Here is a 22692-nt window from a genome sequence, read left to right as displayed (position 1 = left end):
GCGAGCGGAGCGAAGCAACCCAGGAGGGCGTCGAGCTCTGTCATCCTGGATTGCTTCGCTTCGCTCGCAATGACGGTTTCGAGAACCCCTCGCGACACTCCAGAACCGTCTTTGCGAGCGCAGCGAAGCAACCCAGGGGGGCGTCGGGCTCTGTCATCCTGGGTTGCTTCGCTTCGCTCGCAATGACGATTGGGCGAACCCACCATCACCCCTAGCAACACCCCCAACCCGTCATTGCGAGCGCAGCGAAGCAACCTAGGGGGCGTCGAGCTCCGTGCGCCTGGGTTGCTTCGCTTCGCTCGCAATGACGATTGGGCGAACCCACCATCACCCCTGGCAACACCCCCAACCCGTCTTTGCGAGCGCAGCGAAGCAACCTAGGGGGGCGTCGAGCTCTGCACTCTGGGTTGCTTCGCTGCGCTCGCAATGACGATGTTGAGAACCCGCCATCAACCCCTGGCGACACTCCCAACCCGTCATTGCGAGCGCAGCGAAGCAACCCAGGGGGGCGTCGAGCTCCTGCACTCTGGGTTGCTTCGCTGCGCTCGCAATGACAATTCGAACCCGCCATCACCCCTGGCAACACCCCCAATCCGTCTTTGCGAGCGAAGCGAAGCAATCCAGTGACGTCGGGCTCTGCGCTCTGGGTTGCTTCGCTGCGCTCGCAATGACGATGTCGAGAACCCCTCGCGACACTCCAGAACCGTCTTTGCGAGCGCAGCGAAGCAACCTAGGGGGCGTCGAGCTCTGTCATCCTGAGTTGCTTCGCTGCGCTCGCAATGACGATTTTGCGGCCCGCCATCACCCCTGGCAACACCCCCAACCCGTCTTTGCGAGCGCAGCGAAGCAGTCCAGTGGCGTCGAGCTCTGTACTCTGGGTTGCTTCGCTACGCTCGCAATGACGGTGTCGAGAACCCCTCGCGACACTCCAGAAACGTCATTGCGAGCGCAGCGAAGCAACCTAGGGGGGCGTCGAGCTCCTGCACTCTGGGTTGCTTCGCTGCGATCGCAATGACGATTTTGCGGCCCGCCATCACCCCTCGCGACACCCCCAATCCGTCTTTGCGAGCGAAGCGAAGCAATCCAATGACGTCGAGCTCTGCACTCTGGGTTGCTTCGCTACGCTCGCAATGACGATTCGAACCCGCCATCACCCCTTGTGCGCCGCCCAGAGATCGGGGCGGCGTTCGCGGGTTATGGCTTCGGCCTGCTCGCGCCGCCAGCGGGCGATGCGGGCGTGATCGCCGGAGAGCAGCGCCTCGGGCAGCCCACGCCCCTCCCATTCGCGCGGCCGCGTGTAATGCGGATATTCCAGAAGCCCGCTCTCGAAGCTCTCCTCGGTGCCGGAAGCTTCCTTGCCCATCACGCCGGGGATCAGCCGGACGCAGGCGTCGAGCACCACCATCGCCGCCATCTCGCCGCCCGAGAGGATGTAATCGCCGATCGAGACTTCGGTGAGCCCCCGCCCCTCGATCACCCGCTCATCGACGCCCTCGAAGCGGCCGCAGACGATCACCGCGCCGTCCCCGGCGACGAGATCGCGGACGAAGCTCTGGTCGAGCCGCCGCCCGCGCGGCGACATCAGGAGCCGCGGGCGCGCATCCCCGGCGGGCACGGCCGCATCGATCGCCGCCGCCAGCACGTCGCAGCGCAGCACCATCCCCGCCCCGCCACCGGCCGGATTATCGTCGACATTGCGGTGCCGGCCGATGCCGTGATCGCGGATCTGGTGGGTTTCCAGGCTCCACAGCCCCTTGCGCAGCCCCTCGCCGGCCAGCGACGCCCCGAGCGGCCCCGGGAACATCTCGGGATAGAGCGTCAGGACGGTGGCGCGGAAACCCATGGCTCAGCGCGCCCGCAGAGCGGGCAGCCCGTCGAGCCCGGCGAAATCCCGGGCGCAGGCGATGACATTGTCGAAGCCGGCGAAATCCGCCGCGTCCAGCATGGTCAGCAGCGCGACCGCGCGCATGCCGGCGCGCCGTGCAGCCTCGACGCCGAGCGGCGCGTCCTCATAGACCAGGCAGTTCACGGGCGGCACGCCCATCCGCTCTGCCGCGGCCAGGAACATGTCGGGATGCGGCTTGCCGCGAAAGCCCTGGCTCGGCGAGACGATGGTGGCGAAGCGCCGGCGGATCCCCAGCGTGTCCAGCACCACGTCGATATTGGCGGGTGGCGCGGCGGAGGCGACGGCCATCGGCAGGCCCTGCGCCTCGGCCCTCCCCATCAGATCGAGCAGCCCGGCGAGCGCGGCGACATGCGGCCGGTAATTGGCGCGGTAGAGCTCTTCCTTGGTTTCCGACAGGCGCAGGATCGTCTCGGCATCGGCATCCGGATAATAGCCGCCCAGGATCTCGGCATTGGCCTTGCCCGCCGTCGCCTTGAAGAAGCCGTCGCGCTGGAACGGCAGCCCCTGCTCCCGGTGCCAGATCTCCCAGGCGTCGTCATGGAAGCGCATATTGTCGACGATGGTGCCGTCCATGTCGAAGATCAGCGCGCCGACCTCACTCATCGGCCTCGACCTCGAACAAGCCGGCGGGCGGCAGCGCCTCGATGCGCTTTTCGGCGATCAGGATGCGCGGCGCGAAGGCCTTGGTGAAGGGCATCAGCACGGAGCGCCCATCCGGCGTCGCGATGTCGAGCAAATCGCCGGCGCCGTAATTCTCGACCGCCGTCACCGTGCCGAGCACCGCGCCATCGGGCCCGACGACGGCGCAGCCGATCAGATCGGCCTGCAGGAACTCGTCCTCGTCCTCGGGCGGCGGCAGCCTGTCCCGCGCGACATGCAGTCTGACGCCGTTCAGCGCCTCGGCCGCCTCGCGGCTCGACACGCCCTCGAGCCGCGCGACCACCACCTCCTTGGCGGGGCGCACGGCGATGATCTCGTGCAGCCGCCCGGTCTCGTCGGTCAGCGGCCCGTAATCGGCGATGGCGAGCGGATCGGCCGTGAAGGCCTTGATCCTGACCTCGCCCTTGACGCCATGCGCGGCGCCGATGACGCCGAGCAGGACGAGGCTGTCTGGCAGGCTCATCATGAAAGCTCCACAGCCAGAATCGGGGGCGACCATCCGCGGGAGCAGCCGCCCCTCACAATGGCCGCGCATGCCGGGGAAGCCGGGCGCGCGCCTGAAAGCGCGGCCCGGATCGCCCGGGGGGCGTCAGCTCACGCCTCGGCGTCGGCCGGCGCAGCGCTCTTGGCGGCGTTCTTCTCGGCGCGCTCCTTGGCCTTCTCGCCCGGGACGGCCTTGTTCGGGTTGTTGCGCGCCGGGCGCTTGGCGACGCCGGCGGCATCGAGGAAGCGCAGCACGCGGTCGGTCGGCTGGGCGCCCTTGGCCAGCCAATCCTTGGCCTTCTCCAGGTCGAGCACCACGCGCTCCGGCGAATCCTTGGCCTTCATCGGATCATAGGAGCCGATCTTCTCGATGAAGCGGCCGTCGCGCGGCGAGCGGGCATCGGCGACGACGATGCGGTAATAGGGGCGCTTCTTGGCGCCGCCACGGGTCAGGCGGATCTTGAGGGACATGCTCGTCTTCCTTGCTTGCTCGGTCTGGACCGGCCGCTGGCCGGTACCGGTTGGGGGAAATCAGGCTTTGTTGTCTTCGACCAATTGATCGATCGCGGCCCATGGATCGTCCTTCATGCCGGTCGACGTGAAGATTTCGAGATCGATGGACCCGTCCTCGAGAACGTCGATTTCCCAGTATTCCCCCGGCGCATGCACGAGGAAGGAGAAAGCGTCGTCCCGGTAGGATGAGGTTTCATAGGAGAGGTTGGCGTCGTCGAGACGGGCCTTGACCTGCTTGAACACGTCGAACATGCCGACGCGCATTTCGGTGGGTTTTGTCACTTTTTCTTGCCTCCGAAGGGGGTGGAGCCCCCGAGCCCCGGCAAACCACCCAGTCCCGGCAGTTTCGGCATCATCCCGGCCGGCGGCGTCACGCCCTTGGGCAGGCCCGGAAACCCGCCCGACGGCAGGCCCGGCATGCCGCCGGCGCCGAGCTGCTTCTGCAGGGCCTCGAGCTGGGCCGGATCCATCTTCGACGGGTCGAGCCCGCCGGGCAGCCCGCCCATGCCGCCGCCGCCGAGCCCGAACATCGAGCCGAGCTTGCCGAGCATGCCGCCCTTCTGCCGCGCCATCTGCTTCATCATGTCGGCCATCTGCCGGTGCATCTTGAGTAGCTTGTTGATCGCCTCGGGCGTGGTCCCGGAGCCGGCGGCGATGCGCTTTTTGCGGCTGTTCTTGAGCAGATCCGGGTTCTTGCGCTCGGCGGCCGTCATCGAATTGATGATCGCGATCTGACGCGCGATCATCTTGTCGTCGACCTTGGCGTTGGCGAGCTGCTGCTTCATCTGGCCCATGCCGGGCAGCATGCCCATCACGCCGCCGAAGCCGCCCATCTTCTCCATCTGCTGCAATTGCGTCTTCAGATCCGACAGGTCGAAATTGCCCTTGGCCAGCCGCTGGGCCAGCGCCTGCGCCTTGTCGGCATCGACCGTCTCCGCCGCCCGCTCGACCAGGCTGACGATGTCGCCCATGCCGAGAATGCGGTTGGCGACGCGCGAGGGATGGAAATCCTCGAGCGCGTCGGTCTTCTCGCCCGTTCCGACGAGCTTGATCGGCTTGCCGGTGACGGCGCGCATCGACAGCGCCGCACCGCCGCGGGAATCGCCGTCCATGCGGGTCAGCACGATGCCGGTCAGCCCGACGCGGGCGTCGAAGGCGCGCGCGGTGTTGACGGCGTCCTGTCCGGTCAGCGCATCGGCGACGAGCAGCACCTCATGCGGCTGCGTCGCCGCCTTCACCTCGGCGACCTCGGCCATCAGCGTGTCGTCGAGGGTGACGCGGCCGGCGGTATCGAGCATCACAACGTCATAGCCGCCGAGCCTGGCGGCCTCGATCGCCCGCCGTGCGATCTGCACGGCCGTCTGCCCGGCGACGATCGGCAGCGTCGAGACGCCGACCTGCTGGCCGAGCACGGCGAGCTGCTCCATCGCGGCCGGGCGGCGCGTATCCAGCGAGGCCATCAGCACCCGCTTCTTGTTGCGGTCGGTCAGGCGCTTGGCGATCTTGGCGGTCGAGGTCGTCTTGCCCGAGCCCTGCAGGCCGACCATCAGGATCGGCACCGGGGGCACGGCATCGAGCGTGATGCCCTCGCCCTCGCCGCCCAGCGTGTCGATCAGCACGTCGTTGACGATCTTGATGACCTGCTGGCCGGGCGTGACCGATTTCAGCACCTCGGCGCCGACGGCGCGCTCGCGCACCTTGTCGGTGAAGCTGCGCACCACTTCGAGCGCGACATCGGCCTCGAGCAGCGCCTTGCGCACCTCGCGCAGCGCGGCGTTGACGTCCTCCTCGGTCAGCGAACCCCTGCGGGTCAGCCCCGAAAGGATGCCGGATAGCCTGTCGCTGAGAGTGCCGAACATGCGGACCTGCTTGCTTGCCCCGGGAAACCTCGACCCCCGCGACCACCCCGCCAAACGGTTTCGCGCCCGAGGGCGCGGACGCGCTGTCGGGCGTTGACCTCCAGGCTCGGAAGGCTCTCGCGAGCGGCCCGGTCGGCGGATGCGGTCTCGACGATGTCGGCGAAACGAATGCCGGGGTTAAAGCGGAAGATTGTGGCGAAAGTCAAGGTTGCGCCCGCGGCCGCCCGCCTCGTCGCCGGCGATGCGCGCGCCGCGAGACGGGATTCAGCCGCCCGCGACAAAACCGGGCCGGGTCTTAACGGCGCAGGAACTTAAGCAGATTCATGCTGTTGCTCCATCATGTCCCCGCCCCGATCCCGGAACCGTTCATGACAAAGCCTCTCCTCGCGGCCGCGCTGCTCGCCGCCTCGGTCGCCCTCTCCGCCTGTGCCGTCGCGCCGTCCGGCCCGATGAGCGCCTCCTCCGCCCAGCGCCTCGCCTCGGTGCGGGTCGATCCCGTCCAGGCCGGCCGGCTGATCAACAGCTACCGCGCCAGCCAGGGCCTGCCGCCGCTCAGGCTGGACCCGAAGCTGACGGCGATGGCGCAGTACCAGTCCAACGCCATGGCGGCGGCCAACAGCCTGTCGCATGATGTCGGCGGAAGCTTCACCAGCCGCATCCAGCAGGCGAGGCTCAACACCGGCCGCGCCGCCGAGAATCTCGGCGCCGGCTATTTCTCCACCGAGGAAGCGGTGGCGGGCTGGCGCGCCTCCTCCGGCCATGACGCCAATCTGCGCCTGCCCGACGTCACCCGCTACGGCATCGCGCTGACCAAATCGCCGAATTCGAGCTATGGCGCCTGGTGGACGTTGGTCGTGGCCGCCGGCTCCTAGCCGAATCGCGTCGGCCGCGTCGCAAGCCTCATCATCCCGTCGCATGACGCCGGCTCGGCGCCATGGGCGCGTCGCAGCCATGACGCAGCGTCAATACTCTTTACAACCCCGGTCGTCTCGGGCTTGCTGAAGGCCCGACCGGACGAGCCGGCCGAAAGCAGCAGGCAAATGACCTCCAAGACCGCGACCACCGAGCATCCGATCCTCCCCCTCCTCGCCGAACGCTGGTCTCCGCGCGCCTTCACCGGCGGGGCGATCGACGACGCCACCCTGGGCTCGCTGTTCGAGGCGGCGCGCTGGGCGCCCTCGGCCAGCAATCTCCAGCCCTGGGGCTTCGTCCATGCCAGCCATGGCAGCGCCGGCTTCGCGCGGATCGTCGAGAGCCTGGCGCAGGGCAACGTGATCTGGGCCCAGCACGCCCCGCATCTGATCGTCGGCATCGCCGAGCGCAGCAAGGCGGATGGCAGCCCCAATCTCTATGGCCGCTACGATCTCGGCCAATCCGTCGCGCATCTCTCGATCCAGGCGATGGCGCTCGGCCTGCATCTGCATCAGATGGCGGGCTTCTCGGCCGACAAGCTGCGCGCGGCGATCGCGCTGCCCGAGAGCCACGAGCCCGTCGTCGTCATCGCGCTGGGGCAGATCGGCGAGGCCTCGCAGTTGCCCCCGCCGCTCGACGAACGCGAGCGCGCCGCGCGCAGCCGCAAGCCGGTGGAGCGCTTCGTCTTCACCGAGAGCTGGCCGCCGGCCTGATCCGGCCAGGGGGAAATCTGCGATGAGCTTCGAGAGCTGGGCCGCCTTCGCCGCCGCGACCGCCATCCTCCTGGTGATCCCGGGACCGACCATCCTGCTGGTCATCTCCTATGCGCTCGGCCAGGGCTGGCGCACCGCCTTCCCCATGGCTGTCGGGGTGGCGCTCGGCGATTTCACGGCGATGACGCTGTCGATGCTCGGCGTCGGCGCGCTGCTGGCGACCTCGGCGACGGTGTTCACGGCGCTGAAATGGGTCGGCGCCGCCTATCTCGTCTATCTCGGCGTCAAGCTCTTCCGGGCCGGCGGCACGCTGGACGCGAAGCCGCGGCAGGACGAGACCCCGCCCTGGCGCATGCTCGGCCATGCCTGGCTGGTGACGGCGCTCAACCCCAAGGGCATCACCTTCTTCGTGGCCTTCCTGCCGCAATTCCTCGATGCGAACCGCGATTTCTGGACGCAGATGCTGATCTTCGAGGCGACTTTCGTGACGCTCGCCTTCGCCAACGCCTTCGGCTACGCGCTGATCGCCTCGCGCGCCCGTTCGGTCATCGCCAATCCCCGCGCCATCGGCGTGTTCAACAAGGCGGGCGGCACCTTGCTGATCGGCGCCGGCATCGCCACCGTCGCCATGCGCTCCGGCCAGTGAAGGCCGTGGCGCGGCTCAGGGGCCCGCGCGCGCGGCCAAGCGCTGCTCGAACCAGCGCCGCGCCATCTCCGCCCATCCCGCCGGGATCTCGTCATGATCGCCCGGATGCAGCGCCAGCACGATCTCGTGCCCGGACTCGCAGGCCTTCCAGCTCCGCAGCCAGAACACCGCTCCCGTCTCGAAACCGTCGGGCCGGATGTTGCGGCAGCCATTGACCTGCCGCCAGAGCTGCAGCCCCTCGAAGACGTCGCCCTGCACCAGCTCGCCGCCACGCAGCGGGCGCCCCTCCAGCGGCACCGTCCGGTCCCGCCAGCCATGGCCGTGCAGCAGATCCACCGGCCCCGCGCAGCTTTGCGGATGCGGCCGCCAGAACCCGCCGGCGACCGGCGCATAGGCCGCTCCCAGCCGCGGCTCGCGACAGGCGAGATACCAGGTCAGCGACGCGCCGATCGAGAAGCCGGTGACGAGGATACGCTGCCGATCGATGCCGAAGCGCCGCACCGCATCGGCGATGACCTCCTGCGCGAAGCCGAGCTCGTCGCGCTGCTGCGGCCCCTCCGGCCTGAAGGACCAGCCCGTGCCGAAGGCGTAATCCGGCCGCATCAACCCATCCGCCCCGATGACCACATAGCCGGCCTCGACGAAGGCGCGCAGATGGGAGGCCGGCTCCAGCACGCTGCGGCCGAGCCCGCCCGCGCCATGGAAGAACAGCACCGCCGGGCGGGGGCCGGGTCCGGCCGGCGCGGGCAAGGCGACGTGATAGCTGCCGCTCGCCACGCGGCAGGGATCGTCAGCCCCGCCACAGCTCGCAGGATCGGCCTGCACCGGCGCGGCGGCCAGCGCCAGCATCCAGCCGGCGGCGAGCAGCCGCGCGCAACTCACGCGCACACCCTCTTGACGAGCGGCCGCCCACGCCCACCTCTCCTGCCATGAACCGTCGCAGATTGCTGTCCCTCATCGGCCTTCCCGCCCTCCTGGCCAGTACGGGCCTGGCCTGGGCCTCCTATACGCGCTCCCGCAACCCCTATTACCAAGGGCCGGTCACCGAGAATTTCGACGGGTTGCGCTTCACCGACGGGCGGCCGGTCACCAAGGGGCTGATGGATGTGCTGCGCTGGCAGATGGGCGAGCGCCAGCGCGAGGTGTTTCCGCCGCAATACCCGACCCCGCCGCAGGACACGCCGCCGGCGCGGCATCAGGGCTTCCGCATCGTCCATCTCGGCCACGCATCCTTCCTCTACCAGGTCGCGGGGCTGAATATCCTGATCGACCCCGTCTATTCCGAGCGCGCGAGCCCGCTCTCCTTCTTCGGGCCCAAGCGCGTCAATCCGCCCGGCGTCGCCTTCGAGGCGCTGCCGCCGATCGATGTCGTGCTGGTCACGCATAATCATTACGACCATCTCGACGTCGAGACGTTGGCCCGGCTGCATGATCGCGACAAGCCGCGCATGATCATGCCCCTGGGCAATGACACGATCGTGAGGGCCCGCATTCCCGATGCCCGGGCGGAGGCCCATGATTGGCGGGCGCAACTACCTCTGAGCGACGCGGTGCGGCTGACGCTCGCCCCCACCTATCACTGGTCGGCGCGCGGCGCGCTCGATCGCCGCATGGCGCTGTGGTGCTCCTTCATCGTCGAAACCGAGCAGACCAAGGTCTTCCACATCGGCGACACCGGCTATCATGACGGCTCGCTCTATGATCGGCTGGGGCTGGAATTCGGTCCCTTCGCGCTGGCGGTGCTGCCGATCGGCGCCTATGAGCCGCGCTGGTTCATGGGCGACAACCACATGAACCCGGAAGAGGCGGTGCGCGTGATGCAGGCGCTGCGCGCCGAGCGCGCCATCGGCCACCATTGGGGCACGTTCCAGCTCACCGACGAGGGCATCGAGCGCCCGCTCGAGGCGCTGAAGGCGGCGCTGGCGCAGTTCGGCGTCGCCGAGGAGCGCTTTCAGCCGATGCGGCCAGGCCAGAGCTGGAGCGCCTGAGCCGCGGCCCGCTCAGCGCGGCTGCACATAGACGTTGATCTCGAGGTTCGGATCGCCCGCATCCTTGAGATCACCGACATATTCCTCGAGGAAAGCGTCCTTCACCACGATGCTCTTGGCCTCGAGATAGGCGGTGATCGTCTCATAGGTCGAATCGATGTCGTCATAGGGCGCGACATGGACGAAACGCAGGGACGGCCCGCCCGGCGTCATCCCCGGCTTGACGCCCCGGCCGAATTCCGAGCGGCGCGCGCCTTCGGGGCCGGGCCCGACCGGCAGCATCGCCTCGAAGCGGAAGCCGTTATCGTCGGTCTCGACGAACAGGGTCAGCGGGCGCCCGGCGATCGGCAGATTGGCGCTGGCCGCCTCCTCCCGCAGGATGCGGAAGCTCTCCGACAGGGACCGGAAGCCCTCGTCCCAGCTCGACCGGCCGGCCAAAGCGAGCACCGGCTTGGAGACGAGCTGGACCTCGTCGACATCGCTGACATCGCCCTTCCGGCCCGCCAGCGTCGCGTTGGGGTCGATCGTGCCGGTCTGCTGCGGCGGTGCGACGGGGGCCGGCTGGCCGCCGGGGGTCGGCAGACTCGGCGGCGGCTGCACCGGCTGCGGCTCGACCGGGACCTGAGGCGTCGGCGCGGGCTGTACCGGCTGCGGCACCACGGGACCCTGCAGGGAGGGCGGCGGCTGCACGGGCTGCGGCTCGGCCGGTGCCGTCGGTGCGGGCGGGACGGGGGCGGGAGCCTGGGCAGGCGCGGCGCCGGGCGGCGGCGCCAGCGGCGCGGAATCGACCGGCGATGGCGGCGCCACACGCTGCTGCGCCAGCGCCCCGGTCAGCCCTAGACCGGCGACAGCGAGGCTGCCGGCCAGGACTCCGCCCGCGAGTATGGTGAACCTGAGATACCGCATGCACATGGTCCTGACCCGCATAAGACGATTCGCGCGCTGGAGCGCAGCATAGGCTGTCACGTGACGCTCCGGAACGGCCGGAGGGTGGCTTTTTCGCGTCGGCTCCGCCATATCACCGGCAGACCATCGGACATGTGACGTGATGAACGCCCTGACGCAGCGCCGGTTCCTCAAGATGAACGGTCTCGGCAATGCCATTACCGTGCTGGACCTGCGCGGCACCAAGCTGCGCGTCTCGGAGGAAGATGCCCGCGCGATCGCCGCCCAGCCGCTTGCGGCGTTCGACCAACTGATGGTCCTGCACGACCCGCGCACCCCGGGCACCGACGCCTTCATCCGCATCTACAACAGCGATGGGTCGGAGGCCGGCGCCTGCGGCAACGGCACGCGCTGCGTCGCCTGGGCGATGATGGCGGATCCGCAGATGGGCGACGCCGCGCTGAGCGAACTAGCGCTGGAAACCCGGGCCGGGCTGCTGGAGGCCCGTCGCGACGGCGACTGGCTGTTCACCGTCGACATGGGCGCGCCGCGTCTCGGCTGGGAGGAGATCCCGCTGGCCGAGCCCTTCCACGATACCGCCCGCTTCGAGCTGCAGATCGGGCCGATCGACGATCCGATCCTGCACACGCCCTGCGCCGTCAATATGGGCAATCCGCACGCGGTGTTCTTCGTCGACGATCCCTACCGCTTCAACCTGCAGCAGATCGGCCCGCTCTTGGAGAACCACCCCGTCTTCCCCGACCGCGCCAATATCGAGCTCGCGGCCGTGACGGCGCCGGACCATATCGTGCTGCGCGTCTGGGAACGCGGCGCCGGCATCACCCAGGCCTGCGGCTCTGGCGCCTGCGCCGCCCTGGTCGCCGCCGTCCGGCGCGAATTATCCGCGCGCAAGGCGACGGTGAGCCTGCCCGGCGGCGATCTCGTCATCGAGTGGCGCGAGCGCGACGGCCATGTGCTGATGACCGGGCCGGTCGCGCTGGAATGGGAAGGGCTGATCGAGCCCGCCTGGTTCGAGACGGCCGCGTGAGCGACGCGGGCATCGGCCGCCGGCCCGCCGAGATCCTGACCTTCGGCTGCCGGCTCAACATCGTCGAGAGCGAGGCGATCCGCCGGCAGGCGGACAGCGCCGGCCTCGGCGATGTCGCTATCGTCAACACCTGTGCCGTCACCAGCGAGGCGACCCGGCAGGCGCGCCAGGCGATCCGGCGGCTGAAGCGCGAGCACCCGGAGCGACCCGTCATCGTGACCGGCTGCGCCGCCCAGATCGAGCCCGATTCCTTCGCCCGCATGCCGGAGACGGACCTCGTCCTCGGCAATGCCGAGAAGATGCAGCCCGAGAGCTGGACGCGGCTGGCCCGCTCCAACAGCCTGAAGGCCGCCTCCCTCGCGCCGCAGGACAAGCTCGCCGTCGGCGACATCATGGCGCCCGCCACCCTCTCCCTCCCCCGGATCGGCGTTCCGCAGGACCGCACCCGCGGCTTCGTGCAGGTGCAGAATGGCTGCGACCATCGCTGCACCTTCTGCGTCATCCCCTTCGGCCGCGGCCGGTCGCGCTCGGTGCCCGTGCCGGAGGCGGTGACGCAGTGCCGGCAGCTGGTCGAGGCCGGCACCGCCGAGATCGTGCTGACCGGCGTCGACCTGACCAGCTATGGCCACGACCTGCCGGGCACGCCCAGCCTCGGCGCGCTGGTGACGGCGATCTTACGGGCTCTGCCGGAGCTGCCGCGGCTGCGCCTGTCCTCGCTCGACGCCGTGGAGGTCGACGCGGAGCTGCGCGAGGCCATCGCGAACCAGCCCCGGCTGATGCCGCATCTCCACCTCTCGCTGCAATCCGGCGACGATCTCGTCCTGAAGCGGATGAAGCGGCGCCACAGCCGCGCCGACGCCATCCGTTTCTGCGCCGAGATGCGGGCGCTGCGGCCGGAAATCGCCTTCGGAGCCGACATCATCGCCGGCTTCCCGACCGAGAACGAGGCGATGTTCGCGCGCTCGCTCGAGCTGATCGCCGCCTGCGACCTGTCCTATGTCCATGTCTTCCCGTTCTCCGCCAGGCCCGGCACGCCGGCGGCCCGCATGCCGCAAGCGCCGGGAGCCATGGTGGCGGAGCGTGCGGCGAGGCTGCGGGAGGCCGGCCGCGCCGCCCAGGCGGCCCATCTCGGCCGGCGCATCGGCCAGCCGCTGAACGTGCTGACCGAGCGCGGCGGCACCGGGCGGGCCGAGGATTTCACGCCGGTGCGGTTCCTGGGCGGTGTCGAACCGGGGCAGCTGCGCCTGGTGACGGCGCAGCGCGCCGACGAGAAGGCGCTGATCATCGCCTGACCGGCAGGCTCAGCGCACCTCGCCCGCGACCCGCTGCGCCTGGTTGTTGCAATAGCCGCGCGGGTTCCAGGGCGCCGCCTCCAGCGGCTGGACCCGTCCGGCGACGTCCCGCGCCTGCGCCACGATCTCGATCGGGCCGGGCCGCGGCGTCGGCAGCGTGGCGCCGAAGGCCCGCCAGGCGAAGGCACCTTCCGCCTCGCCCAGATCCGCCTCGACCCAGCTCTCCCCGCCATCGCCCGAGACGCGGACCGAGGCCAGCGCCACCGCGCCGCTCCAGGCGAAGCCGCGCACCGCGACGCCCGCGCCGATCGCGGCCGTGAAGCCCGGCGCGGGCGTGGTGATCAGCGATTTCACCCGGATGTCGGTGATCACGGCGAATTCGCTCGGATCGACCGGCTCGCCCGGCGCCACCGGCCGGATCGGCAGCCGGTAATTCGTCCCCTGCATCTTCTCGCCATCATGTTCATGCGGACGCAGCGAGACGCGATCCAGCCATTTCTGCCAGGCCGAACCGGGATAACCCGGCGCCACGATGCGCAGCGGCCCGCCATGCAGCAGCGGCAGCGTCTCGCCATTCATCCCGAAGGCGAGCAGCGTCTCCGGCGCCAGGGCCTTGGCCAGCGGCAGCCCCCGCGACAGCGCCGGTCGGCCCGGATCCTGGATCTGCCGGTCCGGCGCGTAATGGCCGGTATAGACCGCGCTCGGCTTGACGCCGGAAGCCTGCAGCACGTCGCGCAGCCGCACCCCGGTCCAGCGCGCGCAGCCGACCGCACCCAGCCGCCAGGGCACCCCGTCCGTCGCCGGCTGGAACAGCGAGCGCCCATTGCCGGCGCATTCGAGCACGGCCGTCTCGGTCACCGTCTCGAAGTGGCTCTGCAATTCGGCGATCGACCAGCTGCGCGGCTCCTCGACCTCGCCGTCGATCGCCAGCCGCCATTGCGCGGCATCCCCGATCTCGGGCAGCGTGCCGTTGTTGCGGATGAAGAACACGCTGAACGGCGTGATCGGCTCGCCCAGCATGGCGGGCTCCGGCTCGCCATTGAGCGCCGCATCCGCATGGAGCGTCAGCCCCGGCTTCACCTGCGCGAGAGCGGCGCGGTCGATCGGATCACCCTGCAAACCTCGAGCCTTCCAGAAGCCCGGCGATGACGCGCCGCGCCGATCAGGCTAGCGCATCGCACCCGAAAGGGGAATCCGCTTTCGCCCCGCGCCGGGATCAGCGCTCCGGCGCCGCCACCTCTTCGCGCAGCGCCCGGCGCAGCACCTTGCCGACATTGGTCTTGGGCAGCGCCTCGCGGAAGACGATCTGCTTGGGCACCTTGTAGCCGGTCAGGCTCTCCTTGCAGAAGGCGCGCAGATCATCCGCCGTCAGCGCCTCGTCCTTCTTCACCACGAAAGCCGTCACCGCCTCGCCCGAATGCTCGTCCGGCAGGCCGATCACCGCCGCCTCCAGCACGCCCGGATGCGCCGCCAGCACGTCCTCCACCTCGTTGGGATAGACGTTGAAGCCGGAGACCAGCACCATGTCTTTCATCCGGTCGACGATCTTGATCTGCCCGTCCGGCAGCATCACCCCGACATCGCCGGTGCGGAAGAAACCGTCGCTCGTCATCACCTTGGCGGTCTCGTCGGGACGGTTCCAATAGCCCGCCATCACCTGCGGCCCCCTGATGCAGATCTCGCCGGGCTCGCCGACGGCCATGTCGTTGTTCTCGGCGTCGCGAATGCTCATATCGGTCGAGGGCAAGGGGAAGCCGATCGTCCCGGTGAATTCGGTGATGTCCGGCCGGTTGATCGAGGCGACCGGCGAGGTTTCGGAGAGGCCATAGCCCTCGACGATCGGCCGGCCGGTGACGTCCTTCCAGCGCTTGGCGACGGCGGCCTGCGTCGCCATGCCGCCGGCGACCGCGAAACGCAGCTCGGAAAAATCGACGTCCCGGATCTCGGGGTGCTGCGCCAGCGCGTTGTAGAGCGTGTTCACCCCGGAAAACAGGGTGATGCGGCTCGTCTTCAGGATCTTGATGAAGCCGGGAATATCGCGCGGATTGGCGATCAGCAGGCCCTTGGCGCCGATGCGCAGCATGAACATGCAGCAGCAGGTCAGCGCGAAGATGTGGTAGAGCGGTAGCGCCGTCACCATCACATGCTGGTAGTCGCTGCGCCCCAGCGGCGGCTCCAGCGCCCAGCCGAGCCAGAGCACGCATTGCTCGACATTGGAGGCGACGTTGCGATGGGTCAGGGTCGCGCCCTTGGCCACGCCCGTCGTCCCGCCGGTATATTGCAGGAAGGCGATGTCATCGAGGCCGACGGTCACCGGCGCCATCGCCTGCTGGCCGGCCAAGATCGTCTTCAGCGAGAACGAGCCCGGCAGCGCGAAGGGCTTGACCACCTTCTTGATCTTGCGCGCGACGAAATTGACGATGCTGCCCTTGAAGCCCATCAGATCGCCGGCGGTCGCGACGACGATGGCGTCGAGCTTCAGATGCGGCTTCGCCTCCTCGACGACATGGGCGAAATTCTCGATCACCACCAGCGCGCGGGCGCCGGAATCATTGAGCTGATGCGTCAGCTCGCGGGCCGTGTAGAGCGGGTTGATGTTGACGACGGTGTAGCCGCCGAGCAGCGCGCCGAAGATCGTCGCGGGATAGGCCAGGATGTTCGGCATCATCAGGGCGATCCGGTCGCCCTTCCGGAAACCCTGGCCCTGCAGCCAGGCGGCGAAGGCCTGTGCCGCGCGCCCCGTCTCCGCGAAGCTGATCGTCTTGCCGAAGCTTTCGAAGGCCGGGCGGTTGGGGAAGCTGGCGCAGGCCTCGCGAACCAGATCCGCCAGCGTGCCGAGCTTGGCCTCGTCGATCTCGCCCGGCACGGCGGCCGGATAATGAGCCAGCCAGGGGCGCATCGGTGCCGCGCCCGGCGCTGTGTGAAGCACAGTCATCGTCATCCCTCCCATATGCCGGATTCGGTGCGCCTGCGCCCGTTCCGCTTATTTTATCTGGGCATACAGTGAGGAAGCCCGCGTTTCGACGCAAGCGCCGAAACGCGAAGCCCGGCGAAAAAGGTTCATATGTGAACTTTTTCGCCACAGTCCCTGCGACGGCGCGTCCGCCGGAGCGTCAGCGTCCGCCATGCGCGTGGCTGGCGACGATGGCCTCCGCCGATTTGCCCGCGAGCTCCGCCAGATGGTCGAAACGCGCGCTGTAGGAGCCGACGCCGGCCGTCGCCGAGCGCAGCTCGACGATCAGCCCCGCCATCTCCTGCTCCGGAATCAGCGCCTCGATCCGGTCCCAGCCGCGCCAGCCGGGCCTGGAATCATAGCCCAGGATCTGCCCCCTGCGGCTCGAGACCAGCGCCGAGGCCCGCGACATCGCGTCTGAAGGAATGACGATGTCGACGGCCAGGATCGGCTCGAGCAGCACCGGCCGGGCCTGCGCCGTAGCCTCCGCCATGGCGAGCCGCGCCGCCTGACGGAAGGCCATGTCGGAGGAATCGACGGTATGATAGGAGCCGTCGGTCAGGGTCACCGCGATGTCGAGCAGCGGAAAGCCGAGCGGGCCGCTCTGGCAGTAATCCCGCACGCCCGCCTCGACCGACGCGATATATTGCCGGGGCACGACGCCGCCGCTGATCCGGTCGATGAAGCGGATGCCCTCCCCGCGCGGCAGCGGTGCGATCTCGAGGACGACGTCGCCATATTGGCCATGCCCGCCGCTCTGCTTGCGATGGCGGCCGCGGGCACTGGCGGCGGAGCGGATCGTCTCGCGATAGCCCACCTGCGGCGGACGGCTCGTCACCGCCACGCCGAAACGCCCGGCCAGCCGCTCCAGCGTCACCCTGAGATGCATCTCGCCCTGGCCGGAAAGCCGCGTCTCGTTGAGCTCCGCCAGCTGCGAGACGGCGAGCGCCGGATCCTCCTCGGTCAGCCGCGCCAGGGCCGAGGCGAGGCGGACATCGTCCTTGCGGTCGCGGATCGAGACGGCGACGGCGTGCACCGGCTCCGGCGGGGCGATCGCGCTGATGATCTCCGCCCTTGTCCTGCCGAGCGCGATCGCCTCCCCGGTCAGCACTCCCTCCAGCCGCGCCAGCGCGGCGACGTCGCCCTCCACCACCGCGGGCCTGCGGCTCTGCTCGGCGCCTTTCAGCGCCAGGATCCCGGCGATCCGTGCCTCGACGCCGCGGCTGGAGGTCACCACATCGCCTTCGGCGAGCGTGCCGCGCAGCACCCGCGCCAGCGAGATCTTGCCGCCATGGCTGGAATGCCAGGTCTTCATGATCTGGGCGAGCGGCGGCCCCTCGTTCAGCACGCCGATGCGCCCGCGCGTCTCCGCCAGCCCGGGCGCCTCATGGCGCAGCGCCTTCAGCAGCCGCGTGACGCCATTGCCCCGCTCGGCGGCGCCGATCAGCACCGGAACGACGTGCCGGTCGCGCAGATCGCGCGCGAGATCGTCGAAGATCCGGTCGCGCGGCGGCTCCATGTCGCCGAGCAGATCCTCCATCAGCGCGTCGTCATGGTCGGCGAGCGTCTCCAGCATCGAGAAGCGCGCCTCCTTCTCCCGCCCGGCCTCCTCGGCCGCCAGCGGCACGATCTCGCTCGGCGCGTGCTCGCGATAGATGAAGGCCCGCTCCAGCGCGAGATCGATGAAGCCCACGGCGATACCGCGCTGCCAGAGCGGGATCTGGCGCAGCAGGAGCGGCGTGCGCGAGGCCCGCTGCAGCAGGCCGAGCGTCTCGCGCACCCGGCGCGTCGCGGTGTCGATCTTGTTGAGGAAGAGGAAACGCGGGATATCCGCCTCCTCGAGCTCGCGCAGCACCAGTTCCAGCGCCGGCATCTTGCGTTCGTCGGCTTCGCAGACCACCACGGCCGCATCGACCGCCGGCAGCACATGGCGCATCTCGTGCAGGAACTCGACCGAGCCTGGGCAGTCGATGAAGTGGAAGCGCTGGCCCAGGAACTCCACGGTCGCGACATTGGGCTCGGTGCTCATCTGATGGGCGCGCGCTTCGGGCGCGGCATCGCCGACGCTGTTGCCGCCCTTGACGGAGCCCGGGCGGGAGAGCCCGCCGCAGCGCGCCAGAATGCTTTCGAGAAGCGTCGTCTTGCCGCTCTGGAACGGGCCGACGATGGCGATGCATCGCGGCCCGCCGGCTCTGAGGCCGGTGCTGCTGTCGTCTCCGGTTGAAAATGCCGACATCACGGTCTCCTTCGTTGGAGCCGCGGGGGCGTGGCCGGGGCCGACTGCGCCCGCGCGGCGGAAGGCCGGCATGGCGCCCATGCCGGTCGGGCGGCGGTCGCTCGGGCCCGACGGGGTCGGGCGGCCGTCGAAGAGCTGGTCAGTGCCACTGAGGTTCGCGCCGTTCGCCGCGCGATGCAAGGGTCATGCGCGGCGGCCCTTACATTCCGCCCCCGACCATCCCATCTGCGGGGGATGGCGCGCCGGCAGCCGACCTCGTGGTCGCGCTGCCCTCCGGCGCGGCGGATAGCGGGACAATTGGCCAGGATGACGCCTCGGATGGGCGACGGCGCTGCTGCGATCGAGGCAGCGCGCGACGCGTCGCCGCGCTCGGCCGCGCCGCCGATCCGCCCTCGCGCGCCGTCCTGCTGCATCCCGGGCCTCTCCGCCGCAGGGCCGACCGACACCGCACCACCGCGGCGGATCTCAGCGGGACAGGATGAAACCCATGGCACAAGCCCCCTATAAACCCGGCGATCTCGTCAATCTCACGCCCGATTTCGCCAATCAGCCGCGTGTCGGCCCGTTCGAGGTCATCCGCATGATGCCCTCGCGCGACAATGCCGAAGAGCAGTATCGCGTACGCGGGCCGAGCGGTCAGGAGCGCGCGGTCGGCGATCATGAGATCGTCGTCGAGAGCGCCTCGGTCGCGAAGGGCTGAGCCGGTGTCGAAGCAATCCAGGCTACGCACCGATGCCGACAACGCCTTCCTGCGCATCCAGAACCGCAGCGCGGTTGCGGCACGCATCCTCTCGGAGACCGAGCTGGTCGAGCAGGCGCGCGACGCCAAGACCGCGCGCTTGCGGGCAGAGCGCCTGGAGCGCGACGCCCGCAAGGACTGAGCGACCGGTACCCCGGCAGGCTTAAGGCCGGAGCGGTCAGCGGTTGCGTCGCGCGCCCCGCAACGTGGTCAGGCCGATTCCCACCGCGTCGAAGCCGCCATCCACGGCGAGCGTCTGGCCGGTGATGTAGCTCGCCTTGTCGCTGCACAGGAAATGGATGGCCTGCGCCAGCTCCTCCTCGAGCCCGTAGCGGTTCAGCGGGATCGCATCGTGGTAATCGGCGCGGATCTCCGGACTATGCACGGCTTTCGCCATGGCCGTGTCGACCGGGCCCGGAGCCACGGAATTGACGCGGATGTTGAGCGAGGCTAGCTCGGCCGCCTGCTGCTTGGTGAGATGGGCCAGAGCGGCCTTGCTGGTGCCGTAGGCGACGCGCAGCGTCGAAGCGCGCAGCCCCGAGATCGAGGTGATGTTGACGATCGCGCCGCCGCCGGCTTCGCTCATCAGAGGCGCGGCGAGCTGCGTCGCCAGGAACGGCCCGGTCAGGTTCACCGCCATGACCCGCTGCCAATCCTCCAGCGTCGTCTCCAGCAGGGGCTTGAAGACGGCGGTGCCGGCATTGTTGACCAGCGCGTCGAGGCGGCCGAACCGCGCCGCCAGGCGTTCGAAAGCCTGGGTCAGGGCCGCCGCGTCGGAGACGTCGCAGGGCAGCGCCAGCGTCCGCTCCGGCTCGCCGATCGCCGCCATCGCCTGGTCGAGTGTCACGGCATCGATGTCGAGCAACGCGACCTGCCAGCCCTCCTGCAAGAAGAGCCGCGCGGTGGCGAGGCCGATGCCGCGGGCGGCGCCGGTGACGAGGGCGGTTCTGGTGGTCTCGGCCATGATTCTGCGACGCTCCCTTCGCAATCTGAGGCCCGCTTTATGCACATCGCCGCGCGGGCCGCGAAAGCCCTGATTTTCCCGGGCGGTCGCTCGACAAACCGGGCCCGCTGCTGTATGGCCCGGACCTCAACTGAAAACAGCGTGCCGAACGCCCGCGTGATCACACGCGACAACGGCCATGGAGAGACCCATGAACATCATCGAACAGCTCGACAAAGAGCAGATCGCCAGGCTCAGCGAAGGTCGCGAGATCCCGCATTTCCAGCCCGGCGACACCGTCCAGGTCAACGTCAAGGTCAAGGAAGGCGAGCGCAGCCGCGTCCAGGCCTATGAAGGCGTCTGCATCGCCCGCAATGGCGGCGGCCTGAACGAGGCCTTCACCGTCCGCAAGATTTCCTATGGCGAGGGTGTCGAGCGCGTCTTCCCGCTCTACTCGCCGAACATCGACAGCATCAAGGTCGTCCGCAAGGGCAAGGTGCGTCGTGCCAAGCTCTATTACCTGCGCGATCGTCGCGGCAAGTCCGCCCGCATCGCCGAGCGCGTCGAGGCCCGCCCCGCCAAGGGCGACAAGGCCGCCGCCAAGTAAGACGACTTTCGCGAGACGTTCGAAACGCGGTCCTTCGGGGCCGCGTTTTTGTTTGCGCGAAGGCCCGCGGCCGGGCGCTGGACGACTGCGCCGCCAGCGCTACTCCTGCCCGCCGAAGGTCATGTCGCGCCGGGCGGTGAGGATGCTGATGGAATAGCCGGCGATCACGTCGACCAGCGTCATCAGCGTGATGATCAGGAAGGTGCCGGTGCCGAAGCCGGGGATCATCAGGAAGGCGATCAGGCTCGCGACGAAGACCACCATCGAGAGCCCGTGATTGAGGATGGAGCTCGAGCGCGCGCTGGTCGCGTTCATGATCTCGAAGAACAGCACGATGGTGGCGATGGCGAGCACGACCTCGCTGACGGTCAGCGAGAATTGCGTGCCCGACGGCAGGCCGAAGGCGACGATCTCCCGCGAGAGCGGCATGCCTAACGCCCAGACGACGATGGCATAGGCCAGCACGGCCAGAACCATGAACGGGAAGAATCGCAGCATCGCATCACCTGTCTCGATCCGGGCCGGCACCGTGCGCGCTCGTCGCGGCGATGGCAACGGTCGCCGCGCCATCGGCTTCGTTGCCGGCTCACCCTGGAACTGTTAGAAGCGCGCCATGACGAGAGCCCGACAGAGCAGGGATGGCAGGGTGCATGCCGTGCGCCGGGAGGCGAAGCTGCGCCGCCTGCCGACGACGCGCGGTTTCGCGGCGCTGGACGACCATGCCCGCCTGCCCTGGCGCTTCTTCGGCCGCTTCACCGCCTCTGCCATCGCAGCGCTTACGAGCGCCTGAAGCCGGCCGCCGCGCCGGCGACAGGCCGAGGCGGACCGCCCGACGGCGCCGCCCCCCGCGAGCTTTCTCACGACGACACCCCGACAGAGGCCTCACGCCATGACGTCCGCATCCGCCCCGACCACGCTCTACGACAAGATCTTCGACGACCACATCGTCGACCGGCAGGAAGACGGCACCTGCCTGCTCTATATCGACCGCCACCTCGTCCACGAGGTCACCAGCCCCCAGGCCTTCGAGGGGCTGCGCATGACCGGGCGCAAGGTCCGCTCGCCCGAAAAGACGCTGGCCGTCGTCGACCACAACATCCCCACCACCGACCGCTCCAAGGGCATCGTCGAGGAGGAGAGCCGCATCCAGGTCGAGGCGCTGGCGAAGAACGCCGCGGATTTCGGCGTGGAATATTTCCATGAGCGCGACAAGCGCCAGGGCATCGTCCACATCGTCGGCCCTGAGCAGGGCTTCACCCTGCCCGGCACCACCATCGTCTGCGGCGACAGCCACACCTCCACCCATGGCGCCTTCGGCGCGTTGGCTCATGGCATCGGCACCTCCGAGGTGGAGCATGTCCTCGCCACCCAGACGCTGATCCAGAAGAAGGCCAGGAACATGCTGGTCCAGGTCGACGGCACCCTGGCCAAGGGCGTCACCGCCAAGGACATCACCCTGGCGATCATCGGCGAGATCGGCACGGCCGGCGGCACCGGCTCGGTCATCGAATATGCCGGCGAGGCGATCCGCGCCCTCTCCATGGAAGGGCGGATGACCGTCTGCAACATGTCGATCGAGGGCGGCGCCCGCGCCGGCATGATCGCGCCCGACGAGAAGGCCTATGCCTATCTGAAGGACCGGCCCAAGGCTCCGAAGGGCGCCGCCTGGGACGCCGCGCTGCGCTATTGGGAGACGCTGCGCAGCGACGAGGGCGCGCATTTCGACCGGATCGTCAAGCTCGACGCCAACAACCTGCCGCCGATCGTCTCCTGGGGCACGAGCCCCGAGGACGTCGTCTCGGTCGCCGGCGCGGTGCCGGATCCGGCCCTGATCGAGGACGAGACCAAGCGCATGTCGAAGCAGCGCGCGCTCGACTATATGGGCCTGACCCCCGGCACCAAGATGACCGACATCCCGCTCGACGTGATCTGGATCGGCTCCTGCACCAATGGCCGCATCGAGGATCTGCGCGCCGTCGCCAAGATCGTCGAAGGCCACAGGATCGCCGGCTCGCTCGATTACGCGATGATCGTCCCGGGCTCCGGGCTGGTGAAGGAACAGGCCGAGGCCGAGGGGCTCGACAAGATCTTCCTCGCCGCCGGCTTCGAATGGCGCGAGCCCGGCTGCTCGATGTGCCTGGGTATGAATCCGGACCAGCTCAAGCCCGGCCAGCGCGCCGCCTCGACCTCCAACCGCAATTTCGAGGGTCGACAGGGCTTCAAGGGCCGCACCCATCTGGTCTCGCCGCAGATGGCGGCCGCCGCCGCTTTGGCCGGCCGCTTCGTCGATGTGAGAACGCTGGCCTGAG

At 69.1% G+C, this 22692-nt stretch carries 24 protein-coding genes; 11 read left to right on the top strand and 13 right to left on the bottom strand.

Annotation, left to right across the window (positions count from 1 at the left end; genetic code table 11):
* Nucleotides 1-1150: 1150 nt before the first annotated feature.
* The 6 genes from trmD to ffh form a co-directional block, all read right to left on the bottom strand.
* A complete protein-coding gene (gene trmD, locus ASG72_RS10140; RefSeq protein ID WP_200939923.1) occupies nt 1151-1843 on the bottom strand; it encodes a tRNA (guanosine(37)-N1)-methyltransferase TrmD in 693 nt (230 codons plus the stop codon).
* 3 nt (nt 1844-1846) lie between these two features.
* Complete coding sequence (locus ASG72_RS10135) at nt 1847-2509, bottom strand: HAD-IA family hydrolase (protein WP_056711680.1); 663 nt, start codon at nt 2507-2509, stop codon at nt 1847-1849.
* Nucleotides 2502-3032: a ribosome maturation factor RimM gene (gene rimM / locus ASG72_RS10130; protein ID WP_244488763.1), complete on the bottom strand. Its 531-nt coding sequence runs from the start codon at nt 3030-3032 to the stop codon at nt 2502-2504. The genes ASG72_RS10135 and rimM overlap by 8 nt, the downstream gene beginning before the upstream one ends.
* Nucleotides 3033-3160: 128 nt before the next feature.
* A complete protein-coding gene (rpsP, locus tag ASG72_RS10125) occupies nt 3161-3520 on the bottom strand; it encodes a 30S ribosomal protein S16 (RefSeq protein ID WP_056711678.1) in 360 nt (119 codons plus the stop codon).
* Between the two features lie 60 nt (nt 3521-3580).
* Nucleotides 3581-3844 carry a hypothetical protein gene (locus tag ASG72_RS10120; RefSeq protein WP_156395888.1) on the bottom strand — a complete coding sequence of 88 codons (264 nt, stop codon included), beginning with the start codon at nt 3842-3844 and terminating at the stop codon, nt 3581-3583.
* The gene (gene ffh / locus ASG72_RS10115) at nt 3841-5421 is read right to left on the bottom strand and encodes a signal recognition particle protein (protein ID WP_056711674.1); all 1581 of its coding nucleotides are present in this window, start codon (nt 5419-5421) and stop codon (nt 3841-3843) included. Before ffh ends, ASG72_RS10120 begins: the two co-directional genes overlap by 4 nt.
* Nucleotides 5422-5789: 368 nt before the next feature.
* Between ffh and ASG72_RS10110 the strand changes: the two genes are divergently transcribed.
* The 3 genes from ASG72_RS10110 (at nt 5790) to ASG72_RS10100 (ending at nt 7692) form a co-directional block, all read left to right on the top strand.
* Complete coding sequence (locus ASG72_RS10110) at nt 5790-6293, top strand: CAP domain-containing protein (RefSeq protein ID WP_162246226.1); 504 nt, start codon at nt 5790-5792, stop codon at nt 6291-6293.
* Between the two features lie 168 nt (nt 6294-6461).
* Nucleotides 6462-7046: a nitroreductase family protein gene (locus ASG72_RS10105; RefSeq protein ID WP_056711673.1), complete on the top strand. Its 585-nt coding sequence runs from the start codon at nt 6462-6464 to the stop codon at nt 7044-7046.
* Between the two features lie 22 nt (nt 7047-7068).
* Nucleotides 7069-7692 (top strand): LysE family translocator, encoded by a 624-nt coding sequence (locus ASG72_RS10100; protein ID WP_056711671.1) that lies wholly within the window; start codon nt 7069-7071, stop codon nt 7690-7692.
* 15 nt (nt 7693-7707) lie between these two features.
* Here the strand turns inward: ASG72_RS10100 and ASG72_RS10095 are convergent, their stop codons facing one another.
* Nucleotides 7708-8574, bottom strand: a complete 867-nt coding sequence (locus tag ASG72_RS10095) for a dienelactone hydrolase family protein (protein WP_200939922.1) — start codon at nt 8572-8574, stop codon at nt 7708-7710.
* 47 nt (nt 8575-8621) lie between these two features.
* On the opposite strand from ASG72_RS10095, the gene ASG72_RS10090 reads away from it, so the two are divergent.
* Nucleotides 8622-9680 (top strand): MBL fold metallo-hydrolase, encoded by a 1059-nt coding sequence (locus tag ASG72_RS10090; protein ID WP_056711669.1) that lies wholly within the window; start codon nt 8622-8624, stop codon nt 9678-9680.
* A 12-nt stretch (nt 9681-9692) separates the two neighbouring features.
* Here ASG72_RS10090 and ASG72_RS10085 read toward each other — a convergent pair whose 3' ends face one another.
* Entirely contained in the window at nt 9693-10586 is an 894-nt protein-coding gene (locus ASG72_RS10085) for a GyrI-like domain-containing protein (RefSeq protein ID WP_056711667.1), read from the bottom strand.
* A 142-nt stretch (nt 10587-10728) separates the two neighbouring features.
* Here ASG72_RS10085 and dapF point away from each other — a divergent pair, with 142 nt between their 5' ends.
* Both dapF and mtaB read left to right on the top strand, forming a co-directional pair.
* Nucleotides 10729-11613, top strand: coding sequence for a diaminopimelate epimerase (dapF, locus tag ASG72_RS10080; protein WP_056711665.1), 885 nt, complete (start codon nt 10729-10731; stop codon nt 11611-11613).
* On the top strand, nt 11610-12905 hold the full coding sequence (mtaB, locus tag ASG72_RS10075) for a tRNA (N(6)-L-threonylcarbamoyladenosine(37)-C(2))-methylthiotransferase MtaB (protein ID WP_056711663.1): 1296 nt from the start codon (nt 11610-11612) through the stop codon (nt 12903-12905). Before dapF ends, mtaB begins: the two co-directional genes overlap by 4 nt.
* A 9-nt stretch (nt 12906-12914) precedes the next feature.
* Here mtaB and ASG72_RS10070 read toward each other — a convergent pair whose 3' ends face one another.
* The 3 genes from ASG72_RS10070 to ASG72_RS10060 form a co-directional block, all read right to left on the bottom strand.
* Nucleotides 12915-14024: a sulfite oxidase gene (locus ASG72_RS10070; protein ID WP_056711662.1), complete on the bottom strand. Its 1110-nt coding sequence runs from the start codon at nt 14022-14024 to the stop codon at nt 12915-12917.
* Nucleotides 14025-14121: 97 nt separating this feature from the next.
* Entirely contained in the window at nt 14122-15846 is a 1725-nt protein-coding gene (locus ASG72_RS10065; protein WP_156395887.1) for an AMP-binding protein, read from the bottom strand.
* Between the two features lie 172 nt (nt 15847-16018).
* Nucleotides 16019-18094, bottom strand: coding sequence for an elongation factor G (locus tag ASG72_RS10060; protein ID WP_056712556.1), 2076 nt, complete (start codon nt 18092-18094; stop codon nt 16019-16021).
* Between the two features lie 487 nt (nt 18095-18581).
* On the opposite strand from ASG72_RS10060, the gene ASG72_RS10055 reads away from it, so the two are divergent.
* Both ASG72_RS10055 and ASG72_RS20695 read left to right on the top strand, forming a co-directional pair.
* Complete coding sequence (locus ASG72_RS10055) at nt 18582-18794, top strand: hypothetical protein (RefSeq protein ID WP_056711657.1); 213 nt, start codon at nt 18582-18584, stop codon at nt 18792-18794.
* 4 nt (nt 18795-18798) lie between these two features.
* Nucleotides 18799-18975, top strand: coding sequence for a hypothetical protein (locus ASG72_RS20695; RefSeq protein ID WP_156395886.1), 177 nt, complete (start codon nt 18799-18801; stop codon nt 18973-18975).
* 36 nt (nt 18976-19011) lie between these two features.
* Here the strand turns inward: ASG72_RS20695 and ASG72_RS10045 are convergent, their stop codons facing one another.
* Nucleotides 19012-19797 (bottom strand): SDR family oxidoreductase, encoded by a 786-nt coding sequence (locus tag ASG72_RS10045; protein WP_056711655.1) that lies wholly within the window; start codon nt 19795-19797, stop codon nt 19012-19014.
* Nucleotides 19798-19987: 190 nt separating this feature from the next.
* Between ASG72_RS10045 and rplS the strand changes: the two genes are divergently transcribed.
* Nucleotides 19988-20383 (top strand): 50S ribosomal protein L19, encoded by a 396-nt coding sequence (gene rplS, locus ASG72_RS10040; protein ID WP_056711653.1) that lies wholly within the window; start codon nt 19988-19990, stop codon nt 20381-20383.
* A gap of 99 nt (nt 20384-20482) precedes the next feature.
* Here rplS and ASG72_RS10035 read toward each other — a convergent pair whose 3' ends face one another.
* Nucleotides 20483-20881 (bottom strand): hypothetical protein, encoded by a 399-nt coding sequence (locus tag ASG72_RS10035; RefSeq protein WP_056711651.1) that lies wholly within the window; start codon nt 20879-20881, stop codon nt 20483-20485.
* 115 nt (nt 20882-20996) lie between these two features.
* On the opposite strand from ASG72_RS10035, the gene ASG72_RS20690 reads away from it, so the two are divergent.
* Both ASG72_RS20690 and leuC read left to right on the top strand, forming a co-directional pair.
* Nucleotides 20997-21173, top strand: coding sequence for a hypothetical protein (locus tag ASG72_RS20690; RefSeq protein ID WP_156395885.1), 177 nt, complete (start codon nt 20997-20999; stop codon nt 21171-21173).
* Between the two features lie 99 nt (nt 21174-21272).
* Complete coding sequence (leuC, locus tag ASG72_RS10030; protein ID WP_056711649.1) at nt 21273-22691, top strand: 3-isopropylmalate dehydratase large subunit; 1419 nt, start codon at nt 21273-21275, stop codon at nt 22689-22691.
* Nucleotide 22692: the final 1 nt, after the last annotated feature.

Source organism: Allobosea sp. Leaf344, from assembly GCF_001426225.1.
Taxonomy (GTDB): Bacteria; Pseudomonadota; Alphaproteobacteria; order Rhizobiales; family Beijerinckiaceae; genus Allobosea.
The sequence above is the reverse complement of the archived record's forward strand: the minus strand, read 5'-3'. Positions and strand labels throughout refer to the sequence as shown.